15 protein-coding genes and 1 CRISPR repeat array (1 of these 16 only partly in view) are annotated in these 22541 nt (G+C 46.9%); of the genes, 11 read left to right on the top strand and 4 right to left on the bottom strand.

From position 1 onward, the window contains the following. Positions 1 to 274: a CRISPR direct-repeat array (repeat unit 37 nt; unit sequence GCCGAAAACAACCTAAAACCCTATCAGGGATTGAAAC); it reaches 6991 nt to the left of the window's first position. Between the two features lie 108 nt (positions 275 to 382). Together QUA74_RS12005 and QUA74_RS12000 are read left to right on the top strand one after the other, a co-directional pair. Further along, positions 383 to 538, top strand: a complete 156-nt coding sequence (locus tag QUA74_RS12005) for a transposase (protein WP_445302143.1) — start codon at positions 383 to 385, stop codon at positions 536 to 538. A gap of 124 nt (positions 539 to 662) precedes the next feature. After that, positions 663 to 1781 (top strand): alkene reductase, encoded by a 1119-nt coding sequence (locus QUA74_RS12000; protein ID WP_333328647.1) that lies wholly within the window; start codon positions 663 to 665, stop codon positions 1779 to 1781. Positions 1782 to 1852: 71 nt separating this feature from the next. On the opposite strand, the gene QUA74_RS11995 is transcribed toward QUA74_RS12000, so the two are convergent. Further along, positions 1853 to 2287, bottom strand: coding sequence for an ATP-grasp domain-containing protein (locus QUA74_RS11995; RefSeq protein WP_333328644.1), 435 nt, complete (start codon positions 2285 to 2287; stop codon positions 1853 to 1855). Positions 2288 to 2294: 7 nt separating this feature from the next. Further along, entirely contained in the window at positions 2295 to 2684 is a 390-nt protein-coding gene (locus QUA74_RS11990; protein WP_333328641.1) for a hypothetical protein, read from the bottom strand. A 207-nt stretch (positions 2685 to 2891) separates the two neighbouring features. Between QUA74_RS11990 and QUA74_RS11985 the strand changes: the two genes are divergently transcribed. The 3 genes from QUA74_RS11985 to QUA74_RS11975 all read left to right on the top strand — a co-directional run bounded on the left by QUA74_RS11985 (position 2892) and on the right by QUA74_RS11975 (position 6709). Then, on the top strand, positions 2892 to 3899 hold the full coding sequence (locus tag QUA74_RS11985; protein ID WP_333328638.1) for a protochlorophyllide reductase: 1008 nt from the start codon (positions 2892 to 2894) through the stop codon (positions 3897 to 3899). Positions 3900 to 4097: 198 nt separating this feature from the next. Then, positions 4098 to 4307, top strand: coding sequence for a hypothetical protein (locus tag QUA74_RS11980; RefSeq protein ID WP_333328636.1), 210 nt, complete (start codon positions 4098 to 4100; stop codon positions 4305 to 4307). A gap of 338 nt (positions 4308 to 4645) precedes the next feature. Beyond that, the gene (locus QUA74_RS11975; protein WP_333328633.1) at positions 4646 to 6709 is read left to right on the top strand and encodes a ShlB/FhaC/HecB family hemolysin secretion/activation protein; all 2064 of its coding nucleotides are present in this window, start codon (positions 4646 to 4648) and stop codon (positions 6707 to 6709) included. A 244-nt stretch (positions 6710 to 6953) separates the two neighbouring features. Here QUA74_RS11975 and QUA74_RS11970 read toward each other — a convergent pair whose 3' ends face one another. Continuing rightward, positions 6954 to 8402 (bottom strand): hypothetical protein, encoded by a 1449-nt coding sequence (locus QUA74_RS11970; RefSeq protein WP_333328630.1) that lies wholly within the window; start codon positions 8400 to 8402, stop codon positions 6954 to 6956. After that, positions 8399 to 8614: a hypothetical protein gene (locus QUA74_RS11965; RefSeq protein ID WP_333328628.1), complete on the bottom strand. Its 216-nt coding sequence runs from the start codon at positions 8612 to 8614 to the stop codon at positions 8399 to 8401. Before QUA74_RS11965 ends, QUA74_RS11970 begins: the two co-directional genes overlap by 4 nt. 319 nt (positions 8615 to 8933) lie before the next feature. Between QUA74_RS11965 and QUA74_RS11960 the strand changes: the two genes are divergently transcribed. The 6 genes from QUA74_RS11960 to cruF all read left to right on the top strand — a co-directional run bounded on the left by QUA74_RS11960 (position 8934) and on the right by cruF (position 22257). Next, positions 8934 to 9551, top strand: coding sequence for a Uma2 family endonuclease (locus QUA74_RS11960; RefSeq protein WP_333328625.1), 618 nt, complete (start codon positions 8934 to 8936; stop codon positions 9549 to 9551). 52 nt (positions 9552 to 9603) lie between these two features. Beyond that, on the top strand, positions 9604 to 12507 hold the full coding sequence (locus QUA74_RS11955) for a two-partner secretion domain-containing protein (RefSeq protein WP_333328622.1): 2904 nt from the start codon (positions 9604 to 9606) through the stop codon (positions 12505 to 12507). 65 nt (positions 12508 to 12572) lie between these two features. Beyond that, positions 12573 to 15467: a two-partner secretion domain-containing protein gene (locus QUA74_RS11950; protein WP_333328619.1), complete on the top strand. Its 2895-nt coding sequence runs from the start codon at positions 12573 to 12575 to the stop codon at positions 15465 to 15467. Positions 15468 to 15532: 65 nt separating this feature from the next. Continuing rightward, positions 15533 to 18454: an S-layer family protein gene (locus QUA74_RS11945; RefSeq protein WP_333328616.1), complete on the top strand. Its 2922-nt coding sequence runs from the start codon at positions 15533 to 15535 to the stop codon at positions 18452 to 18454. A 110-nt stretch (positions 18455 to 18564) separates the two neighbouring features. After that, the gene (locus QUA74_RS11940) at positions 18565 to 21180 is read left to right on the top strand and encodes a CHAT domain-containing protein (protein WP_333328614.1); all 2616 of its coding nucleotides are present in this window, start codon (positions 18565 to 18567) and stop codon (positions 21178 to 21180) included. Between the two features lie 135 nt (positions 21181 to 21315). Next, entirely contained in the window at positions 21316 to 22257 is a 942-nt protein-coding gene (gene cruF / locus QUA74_RS11935) for a gamma-carotene 1'-hydroxylase CruF (RefSeq protein WP_333328611.1), read from the top strand. Positions 22258 to 22541: the final 284 nt, after the last annotated feature.

Below are 22541 nucleotides of genomic sequence, written 5' to 3'. Positions count from 1 at the left end.
CATGTCTTTGTCACTGCCGAAAACAACCTAAAACCCTATCAGGGATTGAAACGTTGTGCGGCTTAGGGGGAGAAACCAGCAAACCGCCCAACAGGCCGAAAACAACCTAAAACCCTATCAGGGATTGAAACGTTGTGCGGCACTTCGTGGGAAATTTCGGATTCAAGCCGAAAACAACCTAAAACCCTATCAGGGATTGAAACGCAGCTTCCAGTTTTTCGAGCCTAGCAATTTGAGGCCGAAAACAACCTAAAACCCTATCAGGGATTGAAACTTTCGGAAGTATTCACCAGAGGAGGAGACAGGAGGAAAGAGGGTATTCTTCTCCTGACTCCTTCGCTCGCCGGAAACAAGTTTACTTCCAACACTTGTCACAGCACAGGTGGTGCTCATGGAGAATCTCACATTTGATAAAAGTGGTCGGATTCAGGAATTGATTCAAACAGCAGGGTGTAGACTATTATATTTACCGCCCTACTCTCCAGAGTTTAACAAAATTGAACAAAGAAGAGTCTTGGCTAAAAAGTCAAATTCGTAAACAGCTTGATGAGTTTGATTGCTTACGTTTTGGCAACCCTTGGATGTCTTGCGCCTTGCGTCCTAACACGAGCGGTTGGTATATGTGATTTCCCAGATTATTCAGTTGAGAAAACCTCAAAATTATGACGACTCAAACAACTTCTCCACTCCTACTAAGTTCATTCAAAATCGGAGATTTACCCTTAAAAAATCGGGTAGTCATGGCACCCCTAACGAGAGCCAGAGCCGGTGAAGCGCGGATGCCCAACGCCTTGATGACAGAGTATTACACTCAGCGAGCCTCCGCTGGTTTAATCATTACAGAAGCCACAGTGGTTTCTACTCAAGCTAAGGGTTGGCTCAATACGCCCGGTATTTATTCAGACGAGCAAGGCGAAGCTTGGAAACAAATTGTGACTGCGGTTCATGCCCACGAAACGCCGATTTTCATGCAGCTTTGGCACTGCGGACGAGCTTCCCACAGCAGTTTTCATGAAAACAATCAATTGCCAGTTGCAGCCTCTGCCATCAAAATAAACGGAGAAGGCATTCATACCCCTCTAGGCAAACAACCCTACGAAACCCCCCGCGGTCTAGAAACCGATGAAATCTCCCTGGTTGTAGAAGATTATCGCAAGGCGGCCGAACGGGCAAAAATGGCAGGTTTTGACGGTGTAGAAATTCACGCTGCAAACGGCTATCTCATTGACACATTCCTGCAAACCAAAACCAATCACCGCACTGATTCCTATGGCGGTACAGTGGAAAACCGTTACCGTTTTCTTAAGGAAATTGTAGAAGCGATTATCACAGTATTTCCGGCCAACAGAGTAGGAGTTAGGCTGTCTCCCAACGGTAATTTCAATGACATGGGTTCTCCCGAATATCGAGAAGATTTTCTGTATTTCGCAGGGCAGTTAAATGCCTATGATTTAGCTTACCTTCACTTGGTGGACGGTCTAGCATTTGGCTTTCATGAATTGGGAACGCCGATGATGATAGCAGAGTTTCGCGATGTGTTTACAGGGCCGCTCGTCGGAAACTGCGGATATACTCAAGAACAGGCTGAAACGGCCCTGAGCAGCAAAGTTGCGGATTTAATTGCTTTTGGTCGAGATTTTATCAGCAATCCCGATTTGGTAGAGCGTTTTACTAATGGTTGGCCACTCAATCCGCCTGCTGAAGTCAGCGTCTGGTATTCTTTTGGGCCTGAAGGTTATATCGATTTCCCTAGCTATCAGGAACCGGCAGCTATTTCCTGAGCATCAGATTACATGGATGACACCTGCTGTTAGAGCCCAGATTTCTTTAAGAAGTCTGGGCTCTGGGTAATCTAAAATTGATTGACTGCTTGGTAATCTTCCCAAGCTGCTTTTGCACCAAATTCGACGATCGCACTCAAATCGCAAGCATATTCTCCAGCACAACTAAAAGAACCAAGTTCCAAGACATAAAGCTCTCCCTCTGACTCGCAGATATCGATCGTGTAGACAGATTCTGGATACCAACTCACTTGTTTGAAAACTTCGCTAAGATACTTTTCTAAATATCCTCCCCTGATTGTTTCATCAACTCTTTCTTCTCCCACTAAATACAGAGAACCAGTAATAATTTGATTTTTATAAACAAAAAATCTCCATTCTTTCGTAATTGCTCGCTTACCACTGACTAATACCAATGTAGTTTCATCTCTTTTTAATTTGCTTCCAAGAGATTGCATAGTATTTAAAATATTCAGGTTAAAAACCCCGGCTCGAAATGACTTCATATTGCTGTCAGGTCGCACAAACAAATTTCCATCGGATTTGAAGTATTCCAGAATTTCGGTTTTTCTTCTGACCAATTCGCCCAAAGAAAGAAAGAAGGAAATATTTATTATTTAACAAGTATTGACCGAAATAAGTGTAGTAACTGGAACAACGGAGATTCTTTTCGTCCATATAAGCTCCCGGAATCCACGAAGTTCTTAAGATATCCCGACCTAAATTTAGGGTTCCCATGAATAAAACACAATCATCAGGGGAAAAATATTGATGAGCTGCTTCGGGGCGAAAAGTCAGATATTTAGTTTCTTGGTAAATGTATCCTTGTTTCTGCAATTCTGCTAAAAATTCTGATTCGCGATCGTAAATATCTTTTTCAATCAACCAATTTACGTTTTTCATGACAGTCTTATGTTCGATCGGTGTTTGAGGGGCAACTCCCGCAAAGAGAGCGAAAATGACTCGATCGAGCCCAAGGGCAAAAAGGCAGTTGAGATCGAGAACGTTTCCTCATATCCTAATAAGCGTAGGACATTTCAAAACATCCGAGCTGCTAGCTCAGCTTTTGAGAGCCTGAAAATAATCAATAGCGGAAGCGCTTTTAACAAGATGGCACAAAATCACAAGTCAACGGTTATCATCACCGGCGCTTCCTCCGGCGTCGGTTTGTACGGCGCGAAAGCTCTCGCAGACAAGGGATGGCACGTAGTCATGGCCTGTCGGGACGTGCGGAAAGCTGGAGACGCCGCCCAAGAGTTGGGCATACCTGAAGGCAGTTTCTCAATCATGGAGATTGACTTGGGCGATTTGGAGAGCGTGCGCCGATTTGCTCGGGCATTTAAGGCCAGCGGCAGGCCTCTGGATGCTTTGGTGTGCAACGCGGCCATTTATATGCCTTTGATTAAGGAACCGCTGCGGAGCCCGGAGGGTTATGAGTTGACGATGACTACCAATCACCTGGGTCATTTCCTGCTGTGCAACCTGATGATGGAAAATATGAAGCCTTCCTATTATTCCGATGCGAGAATCGTGATTTTGGGAACCGTGACTCACAATCCAGACGAGTTGGGCGGGAAGATTCCGCCGCGCCCGGATTTGGGCAAGTTTGAGGGTTTTGAAGCGGGTTTCAAAGACCCGATTTCGATGGTTGACGGCAAGAAGTTTGAACCGGTCAAGGCTTACAAAGATAGCAAAGTTTGCAATGTGCTGACGATGCGAGAATTGCACCGCCGTTTTCATGAATCTACGGGGATTACTTTCACTTCGCTGTATCCGGGATGCGTTGCGGATACGCCGCTTTTCCGCAATCACTATCCTCTATTCCAGAAGCTGTTCCCGCTGTTTCAGAAGAATATCACCGGGGGTTACGTGTCGCAGGAGTTGGCGGGCGAAAGGCTGGCGATGGTGGTTGCCGATCCAGAATACAAGCAATCTGGGGCTTATTGGAGTTGGGGGAACCGCCAGAAAAAAGATGGTAAGTCTTTTGTGCAAAAGGTTTCTCCCCAGGCCCGCGATGATGAAAAAGGCGAGCGGATGTGGGAGTTGAGCGCTAAGTTGGTGGGATTGGCTGACGGGGCTCAAATTGGTGCTGCGACTGGTGCGGGCCGCTCTGCATAATTCAAAGTTACAAATCCTCTTGATCACAGGGCGGTTGAAACGGCGTCTACGCACAGGATGTGGGTAGACGCTGACTCAATAATAAAGGGGGTATTAAAGTCGGATTTGGTATGATGCACCAAAATCAAAGAAACCGGGTTTTTTAGTGGCTTTGCGGGTTGTCACTCACACCTTGCACTATTCTTAAGAACGGGCAAGATGCCTGTTCCACAAGAAAATTTATCTCTTGTGGAACAGGCCGGAAAGCCTGTTCATAAAAAAATTATTGAGAATGTGCCAGATCTCATTGCACGATTCTCAAGAACGGGCAAGATGCCCGTTCCACAAGAAAATTTATCTCTTGTGGAACAGGCCGGAAAGCCTGTTCATAAAAAGATTATTGAGAATGATGCCAGATCTCATTTGTAGCGCGTCTTTTCGGACACAACCCGGTTTCTGGTTTACCCTGGCGTGCAGGGCTATTCTGGTTGCTGCATTAGCATGAAAGCGTAGGTTTTGCAAAAAAAAATTGGTTTTTTTTACCGTTTACGATCGCCTTACACGATATTTTTTCTGATAAGAACCGGGTTGGTGCGTAAGTCTTGGGAAATGAACAGTCGTCGATCGATCTTTTGGTTTGTAGCGTCGCCGAAACTGTTGGCTGCGACGGCTGTTTCCTTTTTTGCTGTTAAGATTGATTTTTACTCTTAGGTGCTCACTTCCTAAAAATATTTTTCCCCACTTAAGCGAGATAATAATTAGATCCTATGGCTTGTCGCTCACAAAAACTATTTTTACTCGCTGGAATTTTTGGGTTAGTTTGGCTGGGAAAACCAGCGAAAACATCCGCTAGCACAGTTGAAATTTTGACCTCAAATGTTGAGGATTTGGCAGCAGTCAGCAGCGGAGGCGATCGAGCTTTAGCCCCCAACGATACCACTTTTGACAAACGCGAAGACTTGCCCGTAAAAGACGAGGAAACGAAGTTACCGGCTGAATCAGAACGATCGGCTTTGGCGACAACTCTACCCTTATCCCCACCTGCGGAAATTCCCGACTTAGAGCCGGAAGCGGCTAATTCAGCCGATCGCACATTTAGCACAAACACTCAAGAAACCGAGCTTTTTAACCGAGGTCAAAAACTAGAAGAAAAGATTGACCGAAAAAAAACCGATTTGGGTATCGCTCAACCTTTGCAATTAAGCCAACTGCCCAACCCAATTCTGCCCAGAGAGCCGGAATTACCTGCACCAACAGCACCGCAACCGCCTGCGCCGTCTCCCCTTCAACCAACGCCGCTAACACCTGTTCCCGGCGATTCTAGACCAAGCATTCTGGGTACAATTAGGGTCGATGGCTTTGAATTTGAGGGCAACACGGCTTTTAGCGATCGCGAACTAGCAGAAGTTACGCAACAGTTTGCGGGGCGCGAAATCACCTTTGCTGAACTGATCGCAGCCGAAGCAGCCGTCACTCAAAAATATGTAGCGGCAGGATACATCAATTCCGGCGCTGTAATTACAGCCAACCAAACCTTTCCGAGAGACGGAGGTGTGGTGAAAATTCGGATTGTAGAAGGCGGATTAGATGAAATTGTGATTACTGGAAACAGGCGCTTGAATTCAAATTACGTGCGATCGCGCCTTGAGCGCGCTACCAGACGGCCCCTCAATCGCGATCGCCTGCTGGAAGCGTTGCAACTGCTGCAACTAGACCCCTTAATTGGCAATATTTCCGCCGAACTCCAAGCCGGAAGCCGCCCGGAAAACAGCCGCTTAGAAGTGCGGGTAAAAGAAGCAAACAGCTTTAACGGTGAAGTGTTCGCAGACAACAACCGATCGCCCAGCGTCGGCAGTTTTCGCCGCGGTGTTCGCATCAATCAAGCAAATTTGCTCGGTTTGGGCGACGGATTAGAGGTATCTTATGCTAACACCGACGGCAGCAACGAATTCAACGGCAGCTACACCGTCCCCGTCAACGCACGCAACGGCACGATTGCGTTCGCTGCGAGTGCTGCTAGCACCAATATCATCGAGGAACCGTTTGATGCTGCTGAAATTGAGGGGAAATCGCGGACTTACGAGTTAACTTACCGCCAGCCGATTGTCGAAAAGCCCGATCGCACTTTGGCTTTGGGACTGAGTTTTTCGCGGCAAGAAAGCGATACATTCCTGTCGGGGGAACGATTTGCGCTTTCGGCGGGAGCAAATGAGCGTGGCGAAACGCGAGTTTCGGCTGTGCGCTTTTTTCAAGAATACGTGCAGCGGAGTTCCAGCCAAGTGTTCGCGGCGCGATCGCAATTCTCCGTCGGTACTAATCTGTTCGGCGCTACTGCGAACGATAGCGGGCCCGACAGCCGCTTTTTGGCATGGCGCGGACAAGCGCAGTACGTGCGGCTGTTAGCGCCAGAAACCTTGCTGATAGTGCGTTCCGATATTCAATTAGCCGATCGCCCTCTGCTTTCCCTAGAACAAATTGGGATCGGTGGCGTTCAAAGCGTGCGCGGATATCGCCAAGATTTGCTGTTAACTGATAGCGGTGCGATCGCGTCTGCTGAAGTGCGAATCCCGGTTTGGCGTGTCCCGGAAGTCCAAGGTTTGTTGCAAATCGCTCCGTTTATCGATTTTGGGGTAGGGTGGAACCATTCGGAGGAAAAGCCGAATCCTGACTCGGATAAACTGCTGGGTGCGGGTTTGGGGCTGGTTTGGCAGATGGGCGATCGGTTGAATGTGCGTCTAGACTATGGTATTCCTTTGATAAATGCTCGATCGGGCGATCGAACTTTGCAGGAAAAAGGCCTATACTTTCGGATTAATTATTTTCCGTTTTAAATTGGAGGTTGGGTTGAGCGCGATCGAATGCTTCGCTTCGCCCAACACTTTCATCTTTAGCGCTGACTGTCAAATTTTATTAAGTGGCGGCCTCGATCGCACGATTAAACATTGCTATTCAGCGAGAGTTTGTACCACTCATAACGTTCGTAATCACCGGACTCAGACAATTTTTGTCAGTAACCATCATTCTTCAAAGTTCCGGTGCATTGCGGTTGTTGGGCTGTTTTGTCACCTTATTGAATTATCTAATTTTGGTACGGTTGTCATTTTCAAAACTCATAGCTTTATACTCTGCTTCCGAACATACTGTTATATCAAGCTGCGATGATTTTTCTTTAAATGCTTGATTGATGCTCTCCACTATTGAAAAGAGCACTCCTTCAGCCGCTCCTACTGGATAGACCAGAATGAGATCAATATCTTTGTAAATTTCTCGTCTCAAATACGAACCAAATATATACACTTGAAAACCTACAGGAACTGAGGCTTTATCAAGCAGAGATTTTAAGTAGCTAAGACGACTAGATTTGTCTTCTTGTAGTAGATAGTCCAGGAACTCATCACCATTTTTACGGATGGCACCCATAAATGTCCTAAGCGTGAATAAGCCGATCTTATGGTCTATACAGAGGGCCTTGGCTTCCCACGTATACCTCCCATAGGGGTTAGAGCAAATGATTGCATCAACCCCTGGATCAATCGCCATGATCTTCTCAAACGTATATTCGGTGAAGAAATAAGTATTTGTCGCAAATACTCGAAGGCTGCGCTCATCCTTCAGATCAACATCAAACATGGCTATATTGAGTTTCTCCATTCGCTCAATAAACGAGTGGTTTGCCAAGAACTTTTCGATGTAGGCTGAAACTGTCGCCTGTCTAAATTCAATCTCTTCTTCGGGTCTGTTCTCTCTATTTTCTACAGGTAGACCAAGGCTCTGTTTGATAAAGTTATCAAATTCTCTGGGAAATAGCTTGTAGTCGTTGACTTTCTTTTCCAACAGGCAGTTGTCTCGAAAGGAATCTGCATGAAGTTTGTAACCCATCATTTGCCTATAAACTTCCCACGGATAAGGGAAATTTTTCTTATTAGCCTCAATTAACCCAATTATCCTCTGGTTGTTCGGAAGAATCGTGTCTAAGCAGCGTCGTCGCCAGAGGGTCAGTGCATCACCAGAGGTCCCCTCCAATGCCTTATTTGAGAAAGGACCATATTCTTCAAAGATAACTTTATTCTCAACCAAAAGGTCGTTGACTTGTTCAAGTAGCTCTCTTTCATTGTAAATCTGAGGATAATCAAAGAGTGAATTTATCTCCAGTTCGTGGGATGACTTCCATTCCTGCATTTGCTCGACAGGAAATTTATCCTCTAGCTCATCAACAACTTTGTGGCACTCCAGGCAAAGCATTACCAGATTAGCCATACCATCTTTGTCAATATAGTCAGCTAGTTCGTGCTCGCTTCGAGGACCGTTCTTACCGTGACCGATTATGTGAGCTACATTCGCAAGGCTGACTACATCATCCCCGACTTTAGCGAAGAGGTATTTATTGCAATTTGGATTTTGACAGAAGCCACCACACTGTGCCCAAAGTTTACGAGCAACATTTGTTGCGATGCTTTTGCGGTTCATGCTTGCTCCTGACTTGCTCGGCGACACATAGTGGTCTGTATCCAGTAAATATTTCATAGCTCATCTTGAGCTTCGAGGAGAAACTCATCTCCTTGGCGAATCGCTCGTCCATAGGCAAGTAGCTCCTCAAAGGCAGGTTCATCTTTGAAAGACCCTATAATTTGTTGCAACCAGTTCGTCGGTTGAGAAGCCACAATTTGCTTCTGCAACGGGGCGATCGCTGCTTCCACTGCTGCAAGCCGTTCCTCTAAAGAAGTGTTAATTGCCATTTGAGTTTCCCTAATTAATTCTTCCTATCTAAAGCCTATCTAAAGGATAGCGAGTATCGTGATGTGGTTTCGGTAGTTCATAAAAAAGCTTGGTAAGATTGTGTTCTCGACCTTTGCAAAATCTTAGCCTATGGCTGTGGATCTGGCAAGGTTGTCAGTTATTTTTAGCGCTGACGGTCAAATTTTATTAAGTGGCAGTCTCGATCGCTACTTGGGTCGCGAGCGGGGACGATCGCACTGATACGATCCAAATATATAATTATGAGGGAACCGGAAACGATATAAATCCTAACCTAGTTAACACAAGAGGGCTTGTCTTATGGTTCAGACACAAACTAAACTAACATTTGCAGACTTTCTCGAAAACTACCCAGAGGGATCTGGCATCTACGAACTGGTAAATGGAGAGATTGTCAAAGTGGAAGCAACCAGAGCTCATAAAAATGGGGCACGATTTCTTGTTAAGTCTTTCGACAGAGAAAGCGATCGCTTGGGGCTTGACTATATCGTTGACAAAGATATAGTGTTGAGGACTGTAACAGCTTCAGGACAAGAACAAGGCAGAAATCCTGATATTGGTGTGGTTAAGGCATCTGTATGGAACAGTAATGTACGTGGCTACGGATCTCTTACCGAACCTATCCAATTAGCAGTAGAAGTTACCTCAACTAACTGGGAAGACGACTATGTGGATAAGCTAGATGAGTATCAAAGGCTCGGCATTTGTGAGTATTGGATTGTGGACTATTTAGCGATCGCTTCTAGGGCTTATCTAGGAAATCCCAAAATTCCCACAGTTTTCGTTTACTCTTTGGAAAATGGTAACTATTTAGTTCAAAGTTTTAGAGGTAATGAGCGCATTATCTCTAAAACTTTTCCCGAACTAGAAATCACAGTCGAGCAACTTGTACTCAGCAGCCAAATTCAAAACATTTAGAGAAACGAGATGAGCTTACACCGAAAATTTTTATCTTTAAAAGAGTTTTTTTATGCCTCGCTTGCATTACGGCCTACAGTTTGCTTTACTGTTGCTATTTCCCACTTCCGCGATCGCCCAAATCATTCCCGATAATACCCTGGGGGCGGAAAGTTCACGCACAGTTCCCGATACTATCAACAATTTACCCTCAGATAGAATCACTGGCGGCGCAACTCGCGGCGTTAACCTCTTTCACAGCTTGCGCGAATTTAACATCCGTGAAGGGCGGGGAGCTTATTTTGACAATCCCAGCGGAGTCACCAACATATTCACCCGCGTTACGGGCCCAAACTCTTCAAATATTTTAGGAACTCTGGGAGTTTTAGGCAACGGCAATTTATTCTTAATTAACCCCAAAGGAATTATATTCGGACCGAATGCGCGGTTAGATTTGCGAGGTTCCTTTATCGGTTCAACGGCTGACAGTATTGTGTTTAATAACGGCTTTGAATTCAGCAGCACCAACCCGCAAACATCCCCGCTGTTAACCGTTAATATTCCCGTTGGTTTAAGATTTAGAGACAATCCCGGTGCAATTGTCAATCAATCGACGGCTATAGGAAAGGTAAACCTGCCAGCCTCTGCTGTGCCAATTCCGATTAGCGATCGAGTTGGTTTAGCAGTAGACCCAGGTCAAACTTTAGCACTGATTGGCGGCGACATCCAACTCCAAGGTGGCAATTTAACTGCCAGCGGCGGACAAATTTTACTCGGTAGCGTCGCCAGTCCCGGTTTAGTTAATTTTGCACTGACTCCTCCTGTTGCTCAGCAAGGAAATTTAACTGTTAATTATGACAATATTCAGAACTTCGGCAATATTCAAATATCTGATGGAACACTTATTAACACCAGTGGCACAGGTGGGGGCAGAGTAGAGTTAAAAGGTGGAAATGTCACCCTCAGCGGGGCGCGAATTTATGCGCTGACACTGGGAAATATTGATGGTAGAGGTATCGATATCAGCGCTCAAAAGTTGCGAGTAGAAAACGGCACGCAATTTTCTACCCTGACTCTAGGAGATGGTGCAGGAGGTAATATCAACTTCCGGGCTGCTGATTCAGTAGAAATGAGCGGGCTGGGAGTTGAGGGCTATCAACAGCTTGCAATTAAATATTTGGTATCGGGAACTACAGACCCGTTTGACCCGCTAATGATGCTGTTTAATGCTAGTGCTGGTGCTGGTTCGGGGGGGAATATTACGATCGACACCGGCCGCCTGCTCTTCAACAATGGGGTAGTAGGTAGCGGCATCACTTTTGGCGGTGGAAATGGCGGAAATTTAATCATTCGCGCCAATACTTTTGAGATGGTGGGTTCTGGAATTAACAACGGGACAGCTAAAGAAAGTAGCGGTGCGGGAGGAAGTATTAGTGTTGATGTCGCCAGATTAATTATGCGCGACGGTTCTATTCTCGGTACGACGAGCTACAGCAGCGGCCCGTCGGGGAATATCAACATTAAAGCTGCTGAATCAGTAGAATTGTCTAACAGCGGCCCGACAACAGTTGTGTCAAGCGGAATTAGTACGCTCAGTATCGGCTCTAACGGAAGGGCGGGGAATATTAACGTTGATACCAAGCGGTTGACTCTCTCTGGGGGTTCTGCGTTTACAGTAGGATCGGGTGTTTTAGTTGGGAGGTTTTTGTTTTCTAGGGAGGGCGGACCTGCTGGAAATTTAACAGTTAGGGCTACTGAATCAGTAGAAATTTCAGGTATTTCTCAACTTTTGAGCAGCGGAATTCAGAATGCGAGTGGGCTGACTTCTGGAACTTTGAGTTCGAGTCGGGGTGGGGATATTCGCATTGATACGCCCAGCCTAACAGTGCGGGATGGGGGAATAGTTTCTACGAGTTCTTTGGGTGTAGGAGATGTGGGGAATATTACTGTTAATGCCGATCGCATTGAGGTCAGTGGCAGCGGAAATAATGGTCTGTTTGTCAGTACAATTGATGCTTCGGTAGGCAAGATATTTGGTACTAATCCCGATGCTACGGCGAATGCGGGTTCGTTGAATCTGAATGCCGATCGACTAATTGTCAGAGATGGAGCTACAGTAACAGTGCAGGCTACGGGAACCGGACGCGCTGGTAATATCAATATTGTCGCAAATTCGATCGCTCTTGACAACAAAGCGAGGATTGACGGTACGACTGTATCCGGTACAGGAGCAAATATTAACCTGCAAGCGCGAGACATCCAATTGCGCCGCAACAGCCAAATTACCACCGATGCAGGCAGTTCAGACGGCGGCAATATCAACATCAACAGCGACATTCTTGTCGCCCTCCCGCAAGAAAACAGCGAGATTACAGCCAACGCCCGCACAGCAGGCGGCGGCCGCGTCAATATCAATGTCCCCAATGTCTTCGGTTTTACAGCAGTCGGCCGCGAACAAGTCAGAAACAGGTTGGGGCTAAGTGACGGCGAATTTGCAGCGTTGCAAGTAAGTCCTACATCTCTGCTTCCCAGCAGCGACATCGCGGCTATTTCCCAAAGTGGTGGCCCGGCTTTGCAAGGGGCGGTAACATTTAGTTCTGTTGGAGTCAATCCCGTTCAAGGTTTAGTGGAACTGCCACAAAATGTGGTCAATCCGGCTGCGTTAATTGCTGCAAATCCCTGCATCCAAGGGGCCGAGAACGAGTTTACTGTGACTGGGCGGGGGGGATTGCCACCGAGTCCTCACGATGCCCTCAGCAGCAATTCTAACGAGTTTAATTGGGTGGAACCAGCGGTAGGTGGAAGTCAGCAAATAGAAGACCAAAGAGCATCCATAGAAGTTCGGTCAACAGAAATTATGCCCGCTCAAGGTTGGGTAATGGACGATCGAGGACAAGTAACGCTGTTAGCGTATAATTCTGGTGGTGGTGCATCTCTTCGCAGTCCGAAACCGACGGGTGTTTGCGTACCTCAATAGGTACTCTTCAGGTTTTAGCTAACCCCTCGCTATTTTTCTAAAATTAAATTAACCAGACTTAAAAGATGCCCCGCCAATCTTCCGCCCTATTTTTTGCATTCTTACTGCTGTTTCCTTTCCGTGCGATCGCCCAAATCATCCCCGATAATAGCTTGGGCGCAGAAAGTTCGCGCACAGTTCCCGATACGATTAATAACTTACCATCGGACAGAATAGAAGGCGGTGCAACTCGCGGAGTAAATTTATTTCACAGTTTACAACAATTTAACGTGGGTGAAGGCAGAGGAGCATATTTTGCCAATCCTAACGGAATTACGAATATTTTTACCCGCGTTACGGGTGGCAATCCTTCTAATATTTTAGGTGTGTTGGGAGTGCAAGGAAATGCTAACTTATTCTTACTTAATCCCAAAGGAATTGTCTTCGGCCCCAATGCGCGGTTAGATTTGCGCGGTTCATTTTTAGCAAGTTCTGCTGATAGCGTAGTTTTCGATAATGGCTATCAATTCAGCAGCAGCAATCCACCATCACTACCGCTGTTAAATGTCAATATACCTATCGGTTTAAACTTCCGAGAAAATTCGGGAAAAATCATTAACTCTTCAGCAGCACCAGCCTGGAATTTACCACAATTACCCGCCGGAATCCCACCGATTTTCAATAACATGGGCTTAGCAGTTCCTCCCGGACAAACTCTCGCCCTAGTGGGCGGAGATATTGGATTAAATCAGGGAACACTCACTGCACCTACCGGACAGATTTTGCTGGGTAGCGTCGCTAGTCCGGGGATTGTTGGATTGGGGGCAACGCCATTTGGATTAAGTTTAAACTATGACAATATTTCCAACTTTGGTAATATTCAAATGACCAACGGCTCACAGATCAACACCAGTGGAGTCGGTGGCGGCAAAGTCGAGATTCGAGGTGGAAATGTCAACCTCAATAATGGGCGAATTTATGCCCTGACTTTGGGAAATATCGATGGCAGGGCGATCGATATTAACGCTCAACAGTTTCGGGCCCAAGGTGGAGCGCAAATCTCCACGCTGACAGCAGGAAGTGGTGCCGGAGGCGCTATCAACATCCGCGCTACCGACTCAGTAGAAACGCTCGGAATTGGATTAGATAACTATAGAGTGTTTGGTGGTCAGTATACGGTATCTGGCTCTTTCGACCCTTTTGACCCACAACTTCTGCTGATAACTGGCACTAATAGCATGGGAGCCGCCGGAAACATCACGATTGATACGGGAAAACTGTTGATAGACAATGGAAGCGCATTGACTACCACCACGTTAGGTGCTGGCAACGCCGGAAATATTACCATCCGTGCCGGGGTTTTAGATATGGTCGCTTCTGCAATCCACAGTGGCCCACTTTTGGGGAGTACGGGTAGCGGAGGAAATATCACCTTTGAGGGAGAACGTTTAACCGTGAGCGATGGTGCTGCTCTGATTAGCATCACCCGCGGTGAAGGAGGAGCGGGGAATATCAACATTAAAGCGAATGAATCAGTAGAAGTGCTGCGGACTCCCACTGGAAGTCCCGTAGCAAGTTTAATTGGGTCAACTGCGAGCGGTGTGAATGGGCAAGCCGGGGACATTAATATCGACACGAAGCGGTTGAGGATCTCTGACGGAGGCGGAATTAGTTTATCTAGCGGAGCAGTTGTGGGCAACCAACCGTTGAATACAACTGGGGGGCCTGGAGGTAATTTGACAGTTAGGGCCACTGAGTCAGTAACAGTCGAGGGTTTTTCTGGAGTTTTGGCGAACGGCAGTCGGAATCCCAGTTTCATCTGCGCTGATGCCAATACTGCTAATCGGGGAGGGAGTATTAACATTTCTACACCTGTACTGACTGTCCGGGGTGGAGGAGTTATTAGCACTGCATCTTTAGGCCAAGGAGATGCCGGAAGCATTACGATTGATGCGGGTCGTGTAGAAGTTATTGGGAATGGGGGTCAAGGTGAATTTAACAGTCAAATTCAGACTTCCGTTGGGATTGCATCTGACCTTATAGATCCCAATGCTACGGCTAACGGAGGTTCGTTGAATCTGAATGTCGGGCAATTGATTCTTCGCAATGGGGGAACACTCAATCTGCAAGCATTGGGATCGGGACGGGCTGGTAACATTAACGTCAAAGCAGATTCAATTTCCCTTGACAACCAAAGCAGCATTGACGGTAGAACGGCATCCGGTCCCGGAGCAAATATTAACCTTGAAGCACGAGATATCCAGTTGCGCCGAGGGAGCAGAATTACAACTGATGCAAGTATTTCTGATGGTGGCAATATCAACCTTAAAAGCGATATTCTGGTGGCTTTACCCAAAGAAAATAGCGATATTACTGCTAATGCGCGATCGGCCCAAGGTGGTCGCGTTAATATTAATGTCCCCAATGTTTTTGGGTTTACCTCAGTCACTCGTGAACAGGTTCGAGGTAATTTGGGATTAACAGATGCTGAATTTGCAGCGTTGCAAGTAAGTCCTACATCTTTAATTCCTACCAGCGATATTGCGGCGATTTCCCAAAGTAGCGGCCCGGCTTTGCAAGGTACTGTAACATTTAGTTCTTCTGGGGTGAATCCCGCTCAAGGTTTAGTGGAACTGCCGCAAAATGTGGTAAATCCGGCTGCATTAATTGCGACCAATCCCTGCATCCAAGGAGCCGAGAGCGAGTTTACCGCTACTGGGAAAGGAGGAGTGCCACCAAGTCCTAATGATGTTCTCAGCAGCCCTCTATCGCCGTTGCCGTGGGTGGAACCAGCGGTAGGTGGAAGTCAGCAAATAGAAGGTCAAAGAGCATCCATAGAAGAAAATCGCCCAACAGAAATTATTCCCGCTCAAGGTTGGGTAATGGACGATCGAGGGCAAGTAACGCTGGTAGCGTATAATGCTGGTGGTGGTGCATCTCTTCGCAGTCCGAAATCGACGGGTGTTTGCGTACCTCAATAGGTACTCTTCAGGTTTTAGCTACCCGATCGCTATTTTCCTAATACTAAATTAACCAGACTTAAAAGATGCCCCGCCAATCTTGCGCCCTATTTTTTGCATTCTTACTGCTGTTTCCTCTCCCTGCGATCGCCCAAATCATCCCCGATAATTCGCTGGGCGCGGAAAGTTCACGGACTGTTCCCGATACTATCAACAACTTACCCTCAGATAGAATCACTGGCGGTGCAACTCGTGGCGTTAACCTATTTCACAGCTTGCGCGAATTTAACGTCCGTGAAGGGCGGGGAGCCTATTTTGCCAATCCCAGCGGAATTGCCAACATCTTCACCCGCGTTACTGGTGGCAACCCTTCTAATATTTTAGGAACTCTGGGAGTTTTGGGAAACAGTAACTTGTTTTTAATTAACCCAAAAGGGATTGTCTTTGGGCCGAATGCTCGGTTAGATTTGCGCGGCTCATTTATAGGTTCTACTGGTAGCGGAATTCTCTTTGACAATGGCTTTGAATTTAGTGCCGCTAATTCTAATGCAGTGCCATTGTTAGCGATCAATATTCCTGTGGGTTTAAGATTTAGAGAAAATCCCGGCACAATTATTAACTCTTCCCAAACACTGGCTCCTAAATCAGCCTTACCGCCACTCCCCATAGAAATTCCTGCTTTTGAAAAACTCGGTTTAGCAGTAGACCCCGGTCAAACTTTAGCATTAATTGGCGGTGACATTCAACTGCAAGGAGGAAATCTAACGGCTTATACCGGACAAATTCTTCTAGGTAGCGTCAACAGTCCAGGTTTAGTGCAATTTGAACCAACAGCTTTAGGTCTGAATTTAAACTATCGCAATATTCAGAACTTCGGCAATATTGAAATGAACGGTGCATTTATAAATACCAGCGGATTAGGAGGCGGGAAAGTCGATATTCGAGGTGGAAATATTGCTCTTAATGGTTCAGGAATTTATGGACTGACACTCGGAAATATTGATGGTAAAGGTATTAATATCAATTCCGAAAACTTGCGACTAGAGGGAGGGGCGCAAATTTTCGCCTCCACACTGGGAGAGGGGAGAGGAAGCGATATCAACATCCGCGCTACTGACTCAGTAGAAATGATCGGGTTGGGAATTGAGGGTTATCAGCAGCTTACAGAAAATTTTCAGACATCTGGAACAGGCAACCCCTTTATTTCGCAAATTGTTCTGTTTACTAGCGCTATTGGCAGTGGAGCCGCCGGAGATATTAACATTGAAGCCGGACGGCTGTTGATGAGCAATGGGGTAGTGGGCGGCGCCCCCACCTTTGGTGCTGGGAATGGCGGAAATCTGGCTATCCGCGCCAACACGGTCGAACTCGTCAGTTCAACGCTCTATAACGGAACAACGAACGAAAGCACTGGTCAAGGCGGAAACATCACTGTTGAAGCCCAACGGTTAATACTGCGCGATGGCGGTGCTTTTGCCAGCTTCAGCCTTAGTGATGGAGCATCGGGGAATATCGCGATTAAAGCGAGTGAATCTGTGGAATTGTTGGGTAGTCTTCCTGTAGGTCTAGGGCAAACTCGGCTCGGCACGAATACTTTTGATGGGAATGGAAAAGGTGGGGATATTACGATCAACACTAAGCGGCTGAGTGTTTCTAATGGAGCCACAATTAGTTTAACGACGGGTGCAATTTTTGGCGACCTCGTGTTTTCTACAAGTGGGGGGACGGGAGGAAATTTAACTGTGAGAGCCTCCGAGTCTATAGAAGTGAGTGGCGAGTCAAGATTTTTGGGGAATGCGGGCTATGTAGCAAGTTCTTTTGTTACTCAAACTGCAAGTTCTGGTAGAGGTGGAGATATCCGCCTCTCAACACCTAAACTAACTGTGCAGAATGGCGGCGTTATTTCTGCGGCTTCTTTGGGTATAGCAGATGCAGGAGATATTACAATTAATGCCGATCGCTTACAAGTGCGAGGTATTGGGAGTAACAGTGGGTTGATGAGTGGAATTGAAGCCTCGGCTGGTAGGGCGTTTAATGCTGTCAATTCCACTGCTAGCGGAAATGCAGGCTCGTTGAATTTGAATGCTAATCAATTGATTCTTCGGGATAGTGCAGTGGTTAACGTTCAATCTTCAGGAACAGGTAGGGCGGGCAATATTAACGTTGTAGCTAACTCAATTGCCCTGGATAATAAAAGCATAATTGATGGCACGACTGTCTCTGGTACAGGGGCAAATATTAACCTGCAAGGGCAAGACATTCAGTTGCGGCGCGGCAGTAGAATCACCACAGATGCAGGTATTTCTGAGGGCGGTAATATCAGAATTAATAGCGATATTTTGGTAGCTTTACCGCGAGAAAATAGTGATATTACAGCTAATGCTCGCACAGCTAGGGGCGGACAAGTTACGGTCAATGTACCAAATATCTTTGGCTTTACAAGCCTTAACCGCGACCAAGCCCGGAGTAGTTTAGGACTGACTGATGCTCAATTTGCAGCGTTGCAAGTAAGTCCTACTTCTCTAATTCCTACCAGCGATATTGCGGCTATTTCCCAAAGTAGCGGCCCGGCTTTGCAAGGTAGTGTTACATTTAGTTCTGCTGGGGTGAATCCCGCTCAAGGTTTAGTAGAACTGCCGCAAAATGTGGTAAATCCGGCTGCGTTAATTGCTGCCAATCCCTGCATCCGAGGGGCCGAGAGCGAGTTTACTGCTACTGGGAAAGGAGGAGTGCCACCGAGTCCTAATGATGCCCTCAGCAGCCCTCTATGGCCGTTGCCGTGGGTAGAAGAGGCAGGAAGTTCGGCAACAAGCAATGTAGAGGATTTAACCGATGTAACCGATCGAGGGAAGAAGAAGGAAGAAAGGGAAATCCCCGATCGGGAAGTTGTTCCGGCGCAAGGTTGGGTGGTGAATGCGAAAGGAGAAGTTACGCTTGTTGGATACAATCCGGGTAATGCTGCGGACGATCGCAATCCTCGACCGAGTTCAGGTTGTGTGCCGCGTTGAAATTAGGTTGTTTTTGACCGCAGATGTAGGCGGATTAACGCAGATAAAGAATAAGATGTGTTTGGGTTAATTAGTATGTGTGTCTGCGGTTGTAATTTTATTTTTTAAATATGAACTTTACCCGATCGCTCCGGCAAGTAATTCTGTTATTTGTGATTTCCTGTCTGCTATCCGTTGCGATTCCTCCCGGAGTTGCTCAGATTAATCCACCACAAGCGGTGCAGCTTGTCCGACAAGCTCGAACTCTGTACGGAGAGGAACGTTTTTCGGAAGCTCTACCTTTGTTGCAGCAAGCGGTGGCGCAGTTTGAGGCAAAAGGCGAAAATCTCGATCGCGGCGCGGCTTTGAGTAATTTAGCTGCAACCTACGGGCAGTTGGCGCTTTGGGAAGAAGCAGAAAAAGCTGTAAATTCGAGTTTGGCGGCTGTGCGAACACAGGCAAAAACTCCCGAACAGCAGCGGATTTTGGCTGAAACTCTTAACATTCAAGGACAGTTGCAACTTGAACGGGGGCAGACTCAAGATGCGATCGATATTTGGACGCAAGCTGCTAAAATTTTTGAGCAAATTGATAGAAAGAACCAACTTTTTCAAGTTCAAATTAATCAAAGTCGGGCTTGGGAAATTCTCGGACTTTACCCCAGAGCTTGCAAAATTCTGTTAGCTTCTTTCAAGCTGGACAACCAAACTTGCGAAGTTTCGGCCGCGGGTTTGGAAACTTTGAAAAATCAGCCAGTTTCTCTCGAACAAATCCGGGCAATTCATGCTTTAGGGCGGGTGCTGCGGGTTTTGGGACAACTGGAACGTTCCGAGGATGTGCTGTCGGCGGGACTCGAAGCAGCCCAAAAATTAGGTGCCCGGCCAGAGGAGGCTGCAATTTACCTCAATCTGGGGAATACGGTACGGGCTAAAAGCAATAAACCGGGTTTGACACCCAAACAGCGGGGTGATTGGGAACGCTTTGCCCTAGAGTATTATGCTCGATCGACGGAGGCGATGCCCGATCGCTCTCTCTTACAAATTCAGGCGAAGTTAAATCAATTGAGTTTGTTGGTCGATCGCAAAGATTGGTCTGAAGCAGAGGCTTTGTGGCGTTCTATCCAACCTCAAACCGATCAATTTGGGTCGAATCGCGCCGGACTTTACGCTCAAATTAATCTTGCTCAAAGCTTGATGAAATTAGCTCAGTCGCCTGCGAAAACTTTGAGTTTAAGCGATATTGACAAAATGCTCGATCGCTCTGTCGAACCAGCAAACAGTTTGGGCGATAAACGAATACAAGCTTATATTCTGGCAGCGAAAGGCAAACTATCGGAAATCCAAAATCAGTATCAGAAAGCGGAAAATCTCACAATTCAGGCTTTGAGTTTAGCACCAGCGTTTCAATCTCCCGATATTGCTTACCAATTGTTTTGGCAACTTGGACGGATTGGGAAAGCTCAGGGGAATACAGAAGGGGCGATCGCTCAATATACTCAAGCTGTGAATGTACTGTCTTCTTTGCGGGGCGATTTGGTGACAGTCAATCCCGAAGTGCAATTTTCGTTTCGGGAAAGTGCCGAACCGGTTTACCGGGAATTAGTCGGGCTGCTTTTGCAAGACGAATCTCCCAGTCAAGCTAAGTTGAAACTAGCGCGCCAAACGGTGGAATCTTTGCAGTTGGCGGAATTGGACAACTTTTTTCGGGATGCTTGCGCTGATGCTAAACCAAAGTCGATCGAGGAAATTGATCCGACAGCGGCGGTGATTTATCCGATTATTTTGAGCGATCGTTTGGAGGTAATTTTGTCAATTCCCGGCAAACCCCTGCGCCGCTACGCTACTCAGAAGTCTCAAGCCGAGTTGGAAACTGCCTTCAGACAAGCCAAAAATACCATCAGGCCTGCTTCTTTCCCCCGCGACAGGAGGCTACCCGTCGAACAGGTTTACGACTGGTTAATCCGCCCCGCAGAGGCGGATTTGACCGCCAGCGGGATTAAAACCCTGGTATTTGTGCTCGACGGTTATTTGCGGAATCTGCCGATGGCGGTGCTGCACGACGGTGAAAAGTTTTTGGTAGAAAAATACAGTATTGCTTTAGCGCCGGGACTGCAACTGCTGGCACCGAAACCGCTGAGCCAAGTAAAGTTAAAAGTGCTCACCGCTGCCCTCTCCGAAGCGCGTCAAGGCTTCTCGGCTTTGCCGGGGGTGAAGGAGGAAGTTCAGCAAATTGCTGCCGAGATGCCGGCGAGTTCGCTGCTGAATGAAGATTTTGTCAGCGGGCGGTTGCACGATCGAATTAAAGCTTTGTCTTACCCGATCGTCCATTTGGCAACTCACGGTCAGTTTAGCTCGAATGCGGCGGATACTTTTATTGTGACTTGGGATCAGAAAGTGAATGTTAAGGAGTTCGATCGACTGCTGCGAGCCCGCACTGGGGAGAAACAACAGCCGATCGAACTTTTGGTTTTGAGTGCTTGCGAAACTGCTTCGGGCGATAACCGCGCCGCTTTGGGTTTGGCGGGGGCGGCAATTCGATCGGGTGCCCGCAGCACCGCCGCCACCCTTTGGCAAGTCAACGACGAATCTACAGCTATGTTTATGACTGAGTTTTATCGGCAGCTTGCTTCTTCTAAAACCAGCAAAGCTGAAGCCCTCCGCAACGCTCAATTAACGCTGCTGAAAAACCCACAGTATCAAAATCCCTATTTCTGGGCGCCTTTCGTGCTAGTGGGGAATTGGCAATAAGGCAGGGGATTTGGGATTTGAGATGGTGGATTTTAGATTGGGAAAGACTGATGCTCTATTCGTGTTGGTTTTTTGTTAAAGATTGTAAACTGTTAACGAGTGCTTTCTGCATCTAATATTTTTTCGAGGAGTCCCATGAAGCAACTTTTGATTGCTGAGCGCTTTTGCCTAATTGCCCACGTCTTGTCAATGGCTTTTGGATTGGCAGGGTTGCTGCTGATTTTACCCCGTCCCGAATTGGTGATGAGTTTGCCACCAGCAGGGCAAACGCTATTCCAGTGGGGGATGGCTGGGGGTGGAGTAGTTTATATCATCTTTGGTGCTGCAGCGGTTGCTCTCTATGCCTTGCGGACGTTGGGTTGGGGTGCAACTCTGGGTTTTTTAGTGCCTTCTGTGTTTTTGTCCTTGAGTAGCGAGTTGTTGGGAACGAGTACGGGTTTTCCCTTTGGCCACTACCATTATTTGAGCGGTTTGGGTTACAAAATTGCAGGGCTGGTTCCGTTTACAATTCCCCTGTCGTGGTTTTATCTGGGACTGGTTTCATACATAATTGCTCGCGCTGGAGTAGCGGTTGGTAAAGGTGAACTCAACTGGGTGCGCCAAATAGGGGCGATCGCCCTTGGTGCTTTGCTGCTAACAGCTTGGGATTTTGTACTAGATCCGGCGATGAGTCAAACTTCTGTGCCTTTTTGGGAGTTTGAGGAAGTTGGGGCTTTCTTTGGGATGCCTTACCGCAATTTGGCTGGCTGGATGGGTACGGGGGCGCTATTTATTTCTGTAGCAGCTTTCTTGTGGAGAAAAACACCGATTAAATTAGAGCGATCGGAATTGGGTTTGCCCTTAATTGTTTATTTGGTAAACTTTGCTTTCGGAGCAATTATCACTGTAACTTCGTTGGATTCTCGGTTCTGGTTCCCGACATCGCTAGCGGTGCTTCTGGGTGTAGTTCCGGCGATCGCGTTAAGCTGGATCGCTAAACCCGCAACAGGTGACGTAACCGAAACAATGCCGTCTTTGGATACATCTGTTCTCACGGCTGAAATTCCACCTCAGCCCGTGGGCGTTTTGCGTAAGTGAGTTGCTAGTGAGCAACCCCGGCTGATTTAGCAAAAATTTACACTAAATTTTGAGCTAGTTTAAAAACCCGGTTTCTACAAGAAACCGGGTTTTTCAGTGGCGATTTTTTCATGCCCAATTCCTGTAATATGTTTGAGGTCAAAATTTTATTAAATTTTTTAAATTGATATCAGTTATCAAAAAAATCAACTGTAAATAAGCTCCCAACTCATATCCCAATACGGTTCAGTTAAGCTCGATCCCCCCTAACCCCCCTTAAAAAGGGGGGGACAAGAACTTACTCA

Origin of the sequence: Microcoleus sp. LAD1_D3 (assembly GCF_036702135.1) — a bacterium.
Lineage (GTDB): Bacteria > Cyanobacteriota > Cyanobacteriia > Cyanobacteriales > Microcoleaceae > Microcoleus.
The sequence above is the reverse complement of the archived record's forward strand: the minus strand, read 5'-3'. Positions and strand labels throughout refer to the sequence as shown.

Excerpts from the sequence above, each read along its gene's own strand:
- QUA74_RS11955 (WP_333328622.1), top strand. The coding sequence starts at position 9,604 with ATGCCTCGCTTGCATTACGGCCTACAGTTTGCTTTACTGTTGCTATTT.
- cruF (WP_333328611.1), top strand. The coding sequence starts at position 21,316 with ATGAAGCAACTTTTGATTGCTGAGCGCTTTTGCCTAATTGCCCACGTC.
- QUA74_RS11985 (WP_333328638.1), top strand. The coding sequence starts at position 2,892 with ATGGCACAAAATCACAAGTCAACGGTTATCATCACCGGCGCTTCCTCC.
- QUA74_RS11940 (WP_333328614.1), top strand. The coding sequence starts at position 18,565 with ATGAACTTTACCCGATCGCTCCGGCAAGTAATTCTGTTATTTGTGATT.
- QUA74_RS11960 (WP_333328625.1), top strand. The coding sequence starts at position 8,934 with ATGGTTCAGACACAAACTAAACTAACATTTGCAGACTTTCTCGAAAAC.
- QUA74_RS12000 (WP_333328647.1), top strand. The coding sequence starts at position 663 with ATGACGACTCAAACAACTTCTCCACTCCTACTAAGTTCATTCAAAATC.
- QUA74_RS11950 (WP_333328619.1), top strand. The coding sequence starts at position 12,573 with ATGCCCCGCCAATCTTCCGCCCTATTTTTTGCATTCTTACTGCTGTTT.
- QUA74_RS11980 (WP_333328636.1), top strand. The coding sequence starts at position 4,098 with ATGCCTGTTCCACAAGAAAATTTATCTCTTGTGGAACAGGCCGGAAAG.
- QUA74_RS11945 (WP_333328616.1), top strand. The coding sequence starts at position 15,533 with ATGCCCCGCCAATCTTGCGCCCTATTTTTTGCATTCTTACTGCTGTTT.
- QUA74_RS11970 (WP_333328630.1), bottom strand. The coding sequence starts at position 8,402 with ATGAAATATTTACTGGATACAGACCACTATGTGTCGCCGAGCAAGTCA.
- QUA74_RS11965 (WP_333328628.1), bottom strand. The coding sequence starts at position 8,614 with ATGGCAATTAACACTTCTTTAGAGGAACGGCTTGCAGCAGTGGAAGCA.
- QUA74_RS11990 (WP_333328641.1), bottom strand. The coding sequence starts at position 2,684 with ATGAAAAACGTAAATTGGTTGATTGAAAAAGATATTTACGATCGCGAA.
- QUA74_RS11995 (WP_333328644.1), bottom strand. The coding sequence starts at position 2,287 with ATGAAGTCATTTCGAGCCGGGGTTTTTAACCTGAATATTTTAAATACT.
- QUA74_RS11975 (WP_333328633.1), top strand. The coding sequence starts at position 4,646 with ATGGCTTGTCGCTCACAAAAACTATTTTTACTCGCTGGAATTTTTGGG.